Annotated in this window: 12 protein-coding genes; 6 read left to right on the forward strand and 6 right to left on the reverse strand. The window is 62.7% G+C overall.

Annotation, left to right across the window (positions count from 1 at the left end; all coding sequences use genetic code 11):
* The first annotated feature begins 4 nt into the window (after positions 1-4).
* From ACFQND_RS20600 to ACFQND_RS20610, 3 genes are all read left to right on the forward strand, one after another.
* A complete protein-coding gene (locus tag ACFQND_RS20600; protein WP_371436512.1) occupies positions 5-517 on the forward strand; it encodes a TRAP transporter small permease in 513 nt (170 codons plus the stop codon).
* Between the two features lie 63 nt (positions 518-580).
* On the forward strand, positions 581-1,882 hold the full coding sequence (locus ACFQND_RS20605; RefSeq protein ID WP_371436513.1) for a TRAP transporter large permease: 1,302 nt from the start codon (positions 581-583) through the stop codon (positions 1,880-1,882).
* A gap of 80 nt (positions 1,883-1,962) precedes the next feature.
* Positions 1,963-2,382 (forward strand): acyl-CoA thioesterase, encoded by a 420-nt coding sequence (locus ACFQND_RS20610; protein WP_371436514.1) that lies wholly within the window; start codon positions 1,963-1,965, stop codon positions 2,380-2,382.
* Positions 2,383-2,429: 47 nt separating this feature from the next.
* On the opposite strand, the gene ACFQND_RS20615 is transcribed toward ACFQND_RS20610, so the two are convergent.
* A complete protein-coding gene (locus tag ACFQND_RS20615) occupies positions 2,430-3,785 on the reverse strand; it encodes a glycerate kinase type-2 family protein (protein ID WP_371436515.1) in 1,356 nt (451 codons plus the stop codon).
* A 144-nt stretch (positions 3,786-3,929) separates the two neighbouring features.
* Here ACFQND_RS20615 and ACFQND_RS20620 point away from each other — a divergent pair, with 144 nt between their 5' ends.
* Positions 3,930-4,262 carry a DMT family transporter gene (locus ACFQND_RS20620; protein ID WP_371436516.1) on the forward strand — a complete coding sequence of 111 codons (333 nt, stop codon included), beginning with the start codon at positions 3,930-3,932 and terminating at the stop codon, positions 4,260-4,262.
* Positions 4,263-4,304: 42 nt separating this feature from the next.
* On the opposite strand, the gene ACFQND_RS20625 is transcribed toward ACFQND_RS20620, so the two are convergent.
* The 3 genes from ACFQND_RS20625 to ACFQND_RS20635 form a co-directional block, all read right to left on the reverse strand.
* Positions 4,305-5,435, reverse strand: coding sequence for an ABC transporter substrate-binding protein (locus tag ACFQND_RS20625; RefSeq protein WP_371436517.1), 1,131 nt, complete (start codon positions 5,433-5,435; stop codon positions 4,305-4,307).
* A 300-nt stretch (positions 5,436-5,735) separates the two neighbouring features.
* Entirely contained in the window at positions 5,736-6,767 is a 1,032-nt protein-coding gene (locus tag ACFQND_RS20630) for a tripartite tricarboxylate transporter substrate binding protein (protein ID WP_371436518.1), read from the reverse strand.
* Between the two features lie 29 nt (positions 6,768-6,796).
* A complete protein-coding gene (locus ACFQND_RS20635; RefSeq protein ID WP_371436519.1) occupies positions 6,797-7,888 on the reverse strand; it encodes a tartrate dehydrogenase in 1,092 nt (363 codons plus the stop codon).
* Positions 7,889-8,018: 130 nt separating this feature from the next.
* Here ACFQND_RS20635 and ACFQND_RS20640 point away from each other — a divergent pair, with 130 nt between their 5' ends.
* On the forward strand, positions 8,019-8,954 hold the full coding sequence (locus ACFQND_RS20640; RefSeq protein WP_371436520.1) for a LysR substrate-binding domain-containing protein: 936 nt from the start codon (positions 8,019-8,021) through the stop codon (positions 8,952-8,954).
* A 30-nt stretch (positions 8,955-8,984) separates the two neighbouring features.
* Here the strand turns inward: ACFQND_RS20640 and ACFQND_RS20645 are convergent, their stop codons facing one another.
* Both ACFQND_RS20645 and xdhC read right to left on the reverse strand, forming a co-directional pair.
* The gene (locus tag ACFQND_RS20645) at positions 8,985-10,223 is read right to left on the reverse strand and encodes a urate hydroxylase PuuD (RefSeq protein WP_371436521.1); all 1,239 of its coding nucleotides are present in this window, start codon (positions 10,221-10,223) and stop codon (positions 8,985-8,987) included.
* Between the two features lie 157 nt (positions 10,224-10,380).
* Positions 10,381-11,214 (reverse strand): xanthine dehydrogenase accessory protein XdhC, encoded by an 834-nt coding sequence (gene xdhC / locus ACFQND_RS20650; protein WP_371436522.1) that lies wholly within the window; start codon positions 11,212-11,214, stop codon positions 10,381-10,383.
* 160 nt (positions 11,215-11,374) lie between these two features.
* Here xdhC and ACFQND_RS20655 point away from each other — a divergent pair, with 160 nt between their 5' ends.
* Entirely contained in the window at positions 11,375-11,884 is a 510-nt protein-coding gene (locus tag ACFQND_RS20655) for a hypothetical protein (RefSeq protein ID WP_371436523.1), read from the forward strand.
* Positions 11,885-11,959: the final 75 nt, after the last annotated feature.

Here is an 11,959-nt window from a genome sequence, read left to right on the forward strand (position 1 = left end):
CAAAATGAAACGCAATTTCATGGATCGCGTGATCGACTCGATCGAATGGCTGGCGGCCATTTTTGTCGGACTGGTCGCGGCCGACATTTTTATATCGGTGGTGCTGCGCAAGGTGTTCAACACCTCGATTCCAGACAGTTACGACTTCGGCCGCCTGCTGCTGGGCATACTGATTTTCTGGGGCATCGCAGCCACCAGCTACCGCGGCACCCACATCACGGTGGACCTGGTCTGGAGCAGCGTCGGCCCGCGCATGAAACGCGCCATAGACATCTTTGCCACCCTGGTGCTGATGTTTGTGGTGACTGTGCAGACCGCCATGCTGTTCGACAAGGTGCGCGGCACCTGGAACGACAACGTGCTGACCTACGACCTCAACATCCCGACCTGGCCCTTTTTTGCGATTGCCTGGGCAGGCGACGTCTGCGCCGTGGTCCTGATAGGCATACGCACCTGGCGGCTCATCTTCCAGCCGGAACTGCTCAGCAGCAAACCCGAAACCCAAGCCAATGAATGAGATGCACATGACACTTACCCTGTCCAGCTTGTCAACGCAAAATGCCGGCACGGAGCGCAGCGCATGAGTACCGATGCCGTCGCCGTCCTGGGTTTTCTGGTCCTGTTCATCCTGATGCTGCTGCGCGTGCCGGTGGGCATGGCCATGGGCCTGGTCGGCGTCACCGGCTACAGCTACATCGTCGGGCCCGGCCCGGCGCTGAAGCTGGTCGGCCAGACCTCCATGCGCACCGTGACCGACTACACCTTTGGCGTGATCCCGATGTTCATGCTGATGGGCGCGTTTGTGTCCATCTCCGGCGTCAGCAAGGAGTTGTTCAAGGCGGCCAATGCCTTTCTCGGGCACCTGCGCGGCGGCCTGGGTGTGGCCACCGTGATTGCCTGCGGCGGTTTTGCCGCTATCTGCGGCTCTTCGGTGGCGACCGCCGCCACCTTCTCAAGCGTGGCCTACCCAGAGATGCGGCGTTACGGTTACCCGCAGTCGTTTTCCACCGGCGTGATCGCAGCCGGCGGCACCCTGGGCGCCATGCTGCCGCCGTCCACCGTGCTGGCGGTCTACGCCATCATCACGCAGCAGGACATAGGCAAGCTGTTCATGGCCGGCATATTGCCCGGCCTGCTGGCCATGGCCATGTATGTCATGACCATCGCCATCATCGTCAGGGTCCGGCCAGAACTGCTGCCGGCCGGCGAGTTCAAACCCTGGAAGGAGCGCTTCAAGGGCCTGAAGGACGTCTGGGCGCCGCTGGTGTTGTTCGCCTTTGTGATTGGCGGCCTTTACGGCGGGGTGTTCACGCCGACCGAAGCCGGCGGCATGGGCGCGGGTGGCGCCTTTATCCTGGGCGTGGTGCGCGGCAGGCTGAACCGCGCGCAGATCCGCGAGGCGCTGCTGCAGGCCACACGCACTTCGGCCGCGGTGTTCACAGTGCTGATAGGCGCGCTGCTGTTCGGCTACTTCCTGACCATCACGCAGACGCCGCAAAAACTCACCGAGTTCCTCACCGGCATGGGCATAGGCCGCTACGGCGTGCTGGCGCTGATCATGGTGATGTACCTGGTGCTGGGCTGCCTGATGGACGCGATGGCGATGATCATCCTGACGGTGCCCATCATCTACCCGGTGATCGTGCACATGGGCTTCGATCCGATCTGGTTCGGTATCATCATCGTCATGACGGTGGAGCTCGGGCTGATCCATCCGCCCGTGGGCATGAACGTCTTCGTGATCAAGAGCGTGGTGAAAGACGTGAGTTTCACCACCATCTTCAAGGGCGTGCTGCCTTTTGTGGCCACCGACCTGATCCGCCTGGTGATCCTGATTGCCTTCCCCATCATTGCATTGTGGCTGCCGCAGCGCATGGGGTGATGTTTCTTTCTTTTTCCCCGTAATACACCGCCGCTAAAAACCCGTCCGCCCTCAAGGCGGCCCGGTAGCAGCTTGACCTCATGAGCAAAAAAATCATCTACACAATCAACGTGGAGTTCGGCGATTGCGATCCCGCTCGCATCGTCTGGTTTCCCAATTTCTTTCGCTGGATAGACGCCGCATCGCGCAACTTTTTTGTGCAATGCGGTGTGCCCTCGTGGCAGGAAACCGAAAAAACACTGGGCGTGATCGGCACACCGCTGGTGGATACCCATTCACGCTTCCTGCGCACCGCGACCTATGGAGACACGCTGGACCTGCATACGTCCATCCCCGAATGGCGGGAAAAAAGTTTTGTGCAGCGTTACCAGGTGATGCGCGGGGATGAGCCCATCATGGAATGCGACGAGGTGCGCATCTTTGCCGGGCGCCGCAGCGACAACCCGGAAGCAATCTGGGCATTGCCGATTCCGCCCGAAATCCGGCAGCTTTGCGAATAAAAACAAACAAAAACAGGCCCTGGCCGCCGTCCCGCTTGCGCAGCCAGCTACAAAATCAATAGCGCACGAAAATCATTGACGTTAGTATGCGTCGGCCCGGTGATGACCAGGTCGCCCAGCGGGTCAAAGTAGCCATAGGCATCGTTGCGGTCCAGGTACTGGTCCAGCTTCATGCCCTGTTCCAGCGCGCGTTGCAATGTGTCGGGCGCTACATAAGCGCCGGCATTGTCTTCCACACCGTCAATGCCGTCGGTATCTGCCGCCAGCGCGTAGACGCCGGGCTGGCCCTGCAGCGCCAGCGCCAGGCCCATGCAGAACTCACCGGCCCTGCCGCCCCGGCCCCTGGCCGTGCCTTCAGGCTGTTTCCTGATCGTCACGGTGGTTTCACCGCCGCTCAGGATCACGCAAGGCTTCTGGAAGGGCTGGCCCTTGAGCGCCACGGCGCGCGCCAGTGCAGCATGCACCTTGCCGACCTCGCGCGATTCACCTTCGATCTCGTCGCTCAGGATATACGCTGCAAGCCCGGCAACTCGCGCTACCGCCGCAGCGGCTTCCAGGCTTTGCTGCGGCGTGGCGATCATGTGGACCTCATGGCCGGCAAACACCGGGTCACCGGGCTTGGGAGTTTCCAGCGCACCGTTTTCAAGCCGGGCCAGCACATCGGCTGGTACTTCAATGCCGTAACGCTTGAGGATGGCCAGTGCGTCGGCGCAGGTGCTGGCGTCAGGCACGGTCGGGCCGCTGGCGATGATGGAGGGGTCGTCACCAGGTACATCGCTGATGGTGAGCGTGACCACACGCGCCGGGGCGCAGGCTGCGGCCAGCCGTCCGCCCTTGATACGCGAGAGGTGCTTGCGCACGCAGTTCATCTCGCTGATGTTGGCGCCGCTGTTCAGCAGGGCCTTGTTGATACGCTGCTTGTCTGCCAGCTCCAGTCCCTCGGCCGGCAAGGTCAGCAGGGCCGAGCCGCCACCCGAAATCAGGCACAGCACCAGGTCGTTTTTGGTCAGTCCCTGCGTCAGCGCAAGAATGCGTTGCGCGGCAGCAAGGCCGGCCGCGTCGGGCACCGGGTGCGCCGCCTCCACGATCTCTATGCGCTGCTTCAGCCCGGCAGGCCGTGGCGGAATATGGTGGTAACGCGTCACGACCAGCCCCTCCAGAGGCGCATCGGCAGGCCATAGCGCCTCAACCGCCTGGGCCATGGAGCCCCCGGCCTTGCCAGCGCCGATCACAATCGTGCGGCCGCCGCTTGCCGGCGTGGGCGGCGGGGGCAGGTAGCGGGCGGTGTTCTCCAGCGGCAGGGCGCGCGTCACGGCGGCGCGGTACAGGTGCTCGAGGAACTCACGCGGCTGGCTGGTTGCGTCCGGGACGCTGCTGGGGATGGTGGTCTGGGCTGCTGTCATTGAAATGTCTCCACTCTCGATTGTGCCGTGGTAACCGGGCAGTAACCCGACAAATCGAGAGGGCTTGCGGCCCATACGGGGCCGGCGCTCCCTAGAATGCCCCTTCACCCCCCACCACTCCCGAAGAAGAAAGCAGACCGCCGCATGAATTCCTATCTGGCCCTGGGCATCGCCATCATTGCCGAAGTCATCGCCACCACGGCCCTGAAGTCCAGCGACAGCTTCTCGCGCCTTGTACCCTCGATCATTACCGTGGCCGGCTACGGAACCGCGCTTTATTTCCTGACCGTGACGATGAAGTCCATTCCCACGGGCGTGACCTATGCCATCTGGTCAGGCCTGGGAATTGTGCTGATCAGCATCACCAGCTTCTTCTTCCACAACCAGAAGATCGACTTGTGGGGCATGGTCGGCATGGCGCTCATCATTGCCGGCGTGGTGGTGCTGAACCTGTTTTCCCAGTCCACCATGCACTAGGACCGGGGCCTGTTGACCCTGTGTGAAAAAATGCGAACGGGCTTATTGCCGGATGCGTCCCGATTCGGTGACGATGGTCAGCTCCACAAACCTGGAGCCTGAGCGCACACCGGGTTTGAAGCTCACCTTGTAGCCACCCAGGTCGGTATCTATGCTCTCGAGCGCGGCCACAAAACCTTCGCGCGACACCTTGGAGCCCATGCGCCGGACGGCCTCCACAATCACCGAACCGGCAATATAACCTTCCATCATGGCGTAGCTGACAGGCACCTCCAGCTTGGGCGTTGCCGCAACCACATCGCCGAACTCCTTGATCAGGCGGCCCGAGATTTTGTAGGGGTTGGGCGTGACCTGTGTGATGGCCAGGCCTTTCATGTATTCCTCGCCCAGGCGCTTGGAGATCTGCGCAATGTCCGCGCCGGAATGCGCAAACAGCTGGGCGGCGCCGCCATCCATACGATATTTTTCGATAAAGGCCGCCGCGGCCGAACCGTTGGCCACCAGGATGATGGCCTGCGGCGCTGTCTTGACAAAGGCATCGACGACCGCGTTGGTGACCTTGGCCGTGCCCGGCTCATAGGCCCCCTTGACCGTGAGCTTGACGCCCTTGCTCTTCATCATCTCTTCCACCGACGCAACCAGCGGCGGGGCCGCGGGACCGTTCTGGTAAAAAAGTCCCAGGCGCGTGATGCCTACCGTGGCTAGGTGCTCGACGATCTTGTTGATTTCATCACGCAAGGTTGCGCGAACGCTGTAGACCAGAGGCGCGTCGCCCCTCACGCCGTCGATGCGGTAGCCAACCAGGGCGATCTTCTCCTTTTCAAGCAGACCCGACTTCTGCAGTTCGTCCATGCTGCGGTCACCGAAGTAGCCCGCCAGCACCAGCGGCCGGTCCTCGCTGAGCAGCTGTTTGGTAAGCGCCACGGTTTCATCCGGCTGGCCGTGGTCGTCCTTGCGAACCAGGCTCAGGGTATGGCCGCTCACGCCACCGGCCTTGTTGGCCCGGTTCAGGGCCAGTTGCATGCCCGTTGAGTAGGCGCGTGCCTGCGCAGCATCCAGCCCGGACAGCGGTGCAACCTGCCCGACAACTATGGGCGCGGCCCCCGCTGACAGCGAAGCGGCCATAACGCAGCCCATGAGCGCGATGCGAAAAAGAGATTGGGAAAACACCATCAAAAATTGCCTCCGTTGTTGTCAAGCTGCCGACATTAAACCGTAGATGCACGCGAGCCGTCACCAGCGGCCGCCTGAACCCGTTGAGGGCGTCAGATTGACACAACAAATCGCCCCTTGCCAAGGAGGAAGGCCCGATGCCCCGGGACCTCTGGCATGGCCGCACCACGAAGGTGCGGCGCATTTTTATAGAAGATAGTGCCCGTGGCCCTTGTGGAATGAGCGCAGGCAGCTATGGATTCAATAGCAAAAAAAACTTATCCAGCCAATCGCACAAGGACCATCACCATCAACACCGCCTCACTCGATGCTGACCCTGGCGTCCTTGACAAGTTTGGCGAAGCGTTCCGTGTCGTCCCTGATCTGCCTGGCCATTTGCTCGGGCGTGTCGCCTACAGGTTCGGCGCCTATGTCTTCCATTTTTTTGCGGAAGTCCGGCGAATGGATGATCTTCACCAGTTCGGTGTTCAGGCGCACGACAAGCGCCCTGGGCGTTGCTGCCGGTGCCAGCAGGCCAAACCAGGTGCCGAGGTTGAAGCCCTTGAGCCCGGCCTCGTCCAGCGTGGGCACGTCTGGCAGCGCGGGTGAGCGCCGGTTCGTGGTCACGGCCAGTGCGCGCAGTTTGCCGGCCTTGATATGCGCCAGCACCGGCGTGATGGTGTCGAAAGACATGGTGATCTGCCCACCCAGCAGGTCGGTGGTCAGCGGACCGCTCCCCTTGTAAGGCACATGCAGCATCTGCACGCCGCCCATGCCCTCGAACTGTGCGCCAATGAGGTGCTGGCCTGTGCCGTTGCCATTGGAGCCGTAGGTCAGCTTGCCGGGCTCGGCCCTGGCGAGAGCCAGCAGCTCTTTCACGTTTTTCGCCAGCACGCCCGGATTGACGACCAGCACGTTGGGCACCAGCGCCACGGTGCTGATGGGCGCGAAATCCTTCTGGAAGTCATAAGGCAGCTTGCGGTACACGCTGGTGGCGATGGTGTGGTGCACCGCGCCCATCAGCAGCGTGTAGCCGTCGGCTTTGGACTTGGCTACAAAGTCAGCCCCCAGCGTGGCACCGGCGCCCGGCCGGCTTTCCACAATGACCGGCTGGCCCAGGCTTTTGGACAGTTCCAGCCCCACCGCGCGCGCCAGCACGTCCGTTGTGCCGCCCGCAGGAAAAGGCACGATCAGGCTGATGGGTTTGACGGGCCATGGCACCGAGCCTGCCGGAGCGGCCTGCGCGAAAACCGCGCTGCCGGCCAGGCCTAGCGCCATGACCGCAGTCACTCCTGCAGCACGGGCGAGTTTCGAAAAGTGGCGGTCATGTTTTTTTTGTTTTTGTGATTGCATGTCTTGTCTCCTTCGGGTGGTTGGGGGAATCAGGCCGCCAGCGGCCGCCTGGCGGTGGTGGCGATGCGTTCGCAAACGGCCTGCGTCACCTGGGTCGTGGTGGCCGTGCCGCCCAGGTCGCGGGTGTGCAGCGAGACATCTGCGGTGATCTGCTCAATGGCCTGCATCAGCTGCTGCGCGGCGGCGTTTTCGCCCAGGTGCTCCAGCAGCATCACGCAGCTCCAGAAGGTGCCGACCGGGTTGGCCAGGCCCTTGCCCATGATGTCGAAGGCCGAGCCGTGGATGGGCTCGAACATGGACGGGTAGCGGCGCTCGGGATCAATGTTGCCGGTGGGCGCGATGCCCAGGCTGCCGGCCAGCGCGGCGGCCAGGTCGCTCAGGATGTCGGCATGCAGGTTGGTGGCGACAAGGGTATCCAGTGTGGCCGGGCGGTTCACCATGCGGGCGGTGCAGGCGTCAACCAGTTCCTTGTCCCAGGTCACGTCCGGAAACTCCTGGCTGACCTGTAGCGCGATCTCGTCCCACATCACCATGGCGTGGCGCTGCGCGTTGGATTTTGTGACGACGGTGAGCAGCTTGCGCGGGCGTGACTGGGCCAGTTTGAAGGCGTAACGCATGATGCGCTCGACGCCTGCGCGGGTCATCATCGACACGTCGGTGGCGACTTCAATCGGGTGGCCCTGGTGGGCGCGCCCGCCCACGCCGGAATACTCGCCTTCCGAGTTCTCGCGCACGATGACCCAGTCCAGCTGCTGCGGCGTGCAGCGCTTGAGCGGCGCGTCTATACCGGGCAGGATGCGCGTGGGCCTCACATTGGCGTATTGGTCAAAGCCCTGGCAGATCTTCAGGCGCAGGCCCCACAGCGTGATGTGGTCGGGAATGTCCGGGTCGCCGGCCGAGCCGAACAGGATGGCGTCCTTGTTGCGCAGCGCGTCAAGGCCGTCCTTCGGCATCATCTCGCCATGCGCACGAAACCAGTCGCCTCCCCAGCCGAAGTTCTCAAATGCAAACTGGAAGCTGCTGACGGCAGCCAGTGCTTCAAGCACGGCCTGGCCCGCGGGCACCACTTCCTTGCCGATGCCGTCGCCGGGAATGCAGGCGATCCTGTATGTCTTCTTCATGGGTTTTCCTCGATGGGGTTTGTCGATGGGGGTGAATGGGGGCAAATGGGGGTACGAGCGCCTGAGTCTACGGATTGCCCGATTTAACTGAAGCCGTTAAAGTTAAGTCATTGTTAACTTTGACTCAACAATGTCTACACCCGCATCCGCCCCTTCCGAGATGGCCTTTTTCAGCCTGCTGGCGCGTTGCGGCAGCTTTTCGGCAGCGGCGCGCGAGCTGGACGTGAGCACGCCGGCCGTCAGCAAACGGCTGGCCCAGATGGAAGCGCGGCTGGGCGTGCAACTGCTTAACCGGACCACACGGCGGGTTGGCCTCACGCCCGAGGGCGAAACCTACCTGCTGCATGCGCGCCGCATCCTGGCCGACATCGACGACATGGAGCAGTTGCTCTCCAGTGCGGTAGCGGCGCCCAAGGGCCTGCTGCGCGTCAACGCCACGCTGGGTTTCGGGCGCAGCCACATCGCGCCGCTGATCTCGGGTTTTGTCAAGCTGCATCCCGGGGTGCAGGTCCAGCTACAGCTGTCGGTGGACCCGCCACCGCTGGGCGAGGACTCTTTCGATGTGTGCGTGCGTTTCGGCGAGCCGCCCGATGCGCGTGTCGTGGCCAGGCGCATCGCCCCCAACCGGCGCCTGCTTTGCGCGGCCCCCTCCTACCTGGCCAGGCACGGCACGCCCAGGGTGCCGAACGACCTCACGCACCATGACTGCATAGGCATACGCCAGGGTGACGAGGCCTACGGTACCTGGCGACTGTCCTCAGGCAAGCGCACGGAAACGGTCAAGGTGCGCGGCAAGCTGAGTACCAATGACGGTGAAATCGCCGTGAACTGGGCCCTGGCCGGCCACGGCATCGTGATGCGCGCCGAGTGGGACATTGCCCGTTACCTGCGCAGCGGCAGGCTCAAACAGGTGCTGGACAACTACCGCACGCCGCCGGCGGATATCCATGCGGTCTACCCGCAGCGCCACCAGGCCTCGGCCCGGGTGCGCGCCTTCGTGGACTTCCTGGCGGCACACTTCGAGAAGTCGTCGATACGCGCAGCCGGCCTGGTGGTTGACTGGTAGCCGCGCCTGCAGCCCTTCGGCTTCCCGTGGTCAGGGCGCCTTCGCGCCGGCCAGGAACCACTGCCCGATCAGCGCGCGCTCGTCATCGGTGATACCGGTGGCATTGTTCATGGGCATGAGTTTGGTGACCACGGCCTGCTGGTACACGGCCTGCGCGTGTTGCTTGAGCAGTTCCGGTGAATCAAGCCGCATGTTTTTCATCTGCAGTTGCGCGCCGTGGCACTGGTAACAGCGCTGCTCCAGCACTTTGGCCACTTTTTCATATCCAATAGTGTCGCTGCCCGCCGCAGGATGAGCGCCACCAGCTATCAATTTTGTAGTGCCCGCGTCGCCAACAGCAGGCACAGGTTTCATCCAGGCGATCACTCCGATGATCACCGCCACGCCCACCAGCGCGTACGCCAGCGGATGGCGGTTGCGGCCCAGCTTCCAGCCGTGGCGCAACACAAAAAACTGGCGTATGGCCGCGCCCGCCAGCATCATCAAAATCAGCACCAGCCAGTTCTGCGGGTGGCTCCAGGTAAAACTGTAGTGGTTGCTGAGCATGGCAAACAGCACCGGCAAGGTGAAGTAGGTGTTGTGCACGCTGCGCTGCTTGCCGCGCTGGCCGTGTACCGGGTCCACCGGCTCGCCGGCCTTGATCGCGGCGACGACCTTGTGCTGCCCCGGGATGATCCAGAAAAACACATTCGCGCTCATGGCCGTGGCCATCATGGCGCCCACCAGCAAAAAGGCCGCGCGTCCGGCAAACCAATGGCAGGCAAGCCAGGAAGCGGCACATACCAGCACCGCGACCAGTGCCCCGACGATGGCATCCCCGTTTTTGCGCTGGCCAAACAGCTGGCAGATGGCGTCGTACAACATCCAGAACACCACGAAAAAAGACAGCGCCACGGCCACCGCAGCGCCGGGCGACCAGTTCATCAACGATTTGTCTACAAGATAAGTGCCGGCATTCCAGAGGTAGGACACCGTAAAAAGCGCAAAACCCGAAAGCCAGGTGCTGTAGCTTTCCCAATAAAACCAGTGCAGGTGTGCCGGGAGTTGGGGCGGCCTGACGGCAAATTTGACCGGGTGGTAAAACCCGCCGCCGTGCAGTGCCCATAGTTCGCCGCTGACGCCCTGCTTTTTAAGGTCCTCGTCCACGGGCGGCGTGAGGCTGCTGTCAAGAAAGACGAAATAAAACGAGGAGCCAACCCAGGCGATGGCGGTGATGACGTGGACCCAGCGCAGCAGCAGGTTGGCCCAGTCGAGAAGATAGCTTTCCATGTCTCTCAACCTTTGCAAGCCTGCTCACCACTGCGGGCGCTGTAAGCAGAAACGAGGTCACGAACAAAAGAAACTGCACCTTGCTGCCAATTTCCCGGCTCCGCTGCGACCTGATGCCGCAAGTTTATCGAGTTTCCGGCGCGCACCCAGCCAGAAATTATTTCACGTTGACCGTTTGCAACAGCTGCGCCGCCACGGCCACGGCAATCACTTCAGGTTCCTTGCCGCTGATGCCGGGCACGCCTATGGGGCTGGTCACATGCGCCAGTTCGCCGGGCGTGAACCCCTTGGCCTCCAGGCGGTGGCGAAACGTCGCCCATTTGGTCCGGCTGCCAATCAGGCCGACGTAGGGCAAATCGGCCCGGTCCCGCTGGCGTTGCAGGCAGGCGGCCACCACATCAAGGTCTTCAGCATGGCTAAAACTCATGATGAGCACACGCGACTGCGGCGCCAGGCTGCGCACCGCGGAATGCACCGGGTCAGAATGCTCGCACACCACATTGCCAGGCACGCTGGCGGGAAACACACCGTCACGGCTGTCGATCCAGGTCAGGGCAAACGGCAGGCTGGCCAATACCCGTACCAGCGCGTGGCCCACATGACCACCGCCGAACAAGGCAACCGGCTGCAGCGTACCTTGCAAGCGCATTGCCAGGCCGGGTGCATCCGCTTCGCTAACACGCTGCAGCTGCAGCTGCACAACACCACCACAGCACTGGCCCAGAGAGGGGCCCAGCGCAAAACGCATGGACTCTTCACGGTGGCCAGGTGTGTCAACCTGCAAAAGCGCCCTGGCCCTGGCGATGGCCTCGTACTCCAGATGCCCGCCGCCTATGGTGCCCATCAATACGTCGGCAAAAACCGCCATCCAGGTACCGGCCTCACGAGGGGCAGAACCCTGGGTTGCCTGCACCTGCACCAGCACGGCAGGCTCAAGAGCCAGGCGTTCCAGGAAAGGCCCTGTATGGTGACTCGTGTTGCAGAAAACCATTTGTGACGGTTTGGAGGATAAGGACGAGGAAATAGTAGGCAAAATGGCCGGAACCAACCACGACCGGCAACACCGGTCCGACGCCAGCACCTTACCTTAACATCCTGCCGGTTTGATACGGCACCAGGGCTGAGCCAGGCCCCGGATAATCCACCTGAATATGAAACAAGACATCACCGAGCCGCGCCGGAACTGGTTGCTGGCGTTATTTTCCGCCGCTGTCGCGGCAATTGTGAGCGCCTGCAAAACCGCTCCGGACGCCACACCCGGCACACCGTCCACCGCAGGACCATTGCCCGGCACGGGTCCCGTCACCGGCCCACCCCAAAGTTCGGCAGCAAGCACACCCCGAGCCTACCGCCGGGACGGCGCAAGCCACCTGTACGGGCTCAATGCAGAGCGCATTTACAAAGGCAGAATGCCACCCCTGCTGTACGCCGTGGGGGTGATCAATGTGGAGCTGGACAGGGCTGGCCGCGTGACCCGCCTGGACTGGATGCGGGCGCCGCGCCATGCCCCCGAGGTCGTCGCGGAGATTGAGCGCACCATCCGCCAGGCCTCGCCCTTTCCCGCGCCCGCCAGGCTCGGGAAGGTCGTTTACACCGACACATGGTTATGGCATGAAAGCGGCCGGTTCCAGCTGGATACGCTAACTGAAGGGCAGGATTAGGCCCCCACGGTCGCTCACTTCGTGTAGCTTCCTGCCCCCGAGGGGGCCGCCCGCCTGCGGTCTGGCGAAGCCAGT

It is taken from the genome of Polaromonas aquatica (assembly GCF_042659145.1).
GTDB lineage: Bacteria > Pseudomonadota > Gammaproteobacteria > Burkholderiales > Burkholderiaceae_C > Polaromonas > Polaromonas aquatica.